We start from the raw sequence: 484 nt of genomic DNA on the forward strand, positions 1-484 counted from the left end.
GATGAAGAGAAACGGTTCGCCGTGCGAGAGCACGGTGATTGGGTCGAGACGACCCGTATTTGACATTGTGAATGGGTTTTTTAAAATCGATGCCGTGAGGTGCTCGATTTTGGAGACGAGGATTGCTTAGGCAGTTCGTGAAGCGCTTCGGCGTAAAGCGATCTGGACGAGCGGTTCGAGGCTCCAGATATCGACATCATCATAATATATAATCTGGCTGAGATTATAATCATCCGCACCTGACAAAGACCACGACGCACTGCTCTGCCGAGTTGGTGACGTTCCTCTGGAACGCACCCAGTGATGTCGTTGGTGGTGTGGACTCTCAAGCGTGAGGTAAGGGCAATTCGTGGATGCCTTGGCATGTACAGGCGATGAAGGACGTGGCACGCTGCGATAAGCGCGGGTGAGCTGTGAGCAAGCTTTGACCCCGCGATTTCCGAATGGGGAAACCCACCTATCCCGATTAATCCGAACTGTGTGG

The 484-nt window shown here is 52.7% G+C and carries 1 rRNA gene; it reads left to right on the plus strand.

Features of this window, described 5'->3' with window-relative positions:
* Nucleotides 1–326: 326 nt before the first annotated feature.
* Nucleotides 327–484: ribosomal RNA gene (locus tag IFT71_RS21110) — 23S ribosomal RNA — on the plus strand; the annotation flags it as partial.

It is taken from the genome of Sphingomonas sp. CFBP 13733 (genome assembly GCF_014841795.1).
GTDB lineage: Bacteria > Pseudomonadota > Alphaproteobacteria > Sphingomonadales > Sphingomonadaceae > Sphingomonas > Sphingomonas aerolata.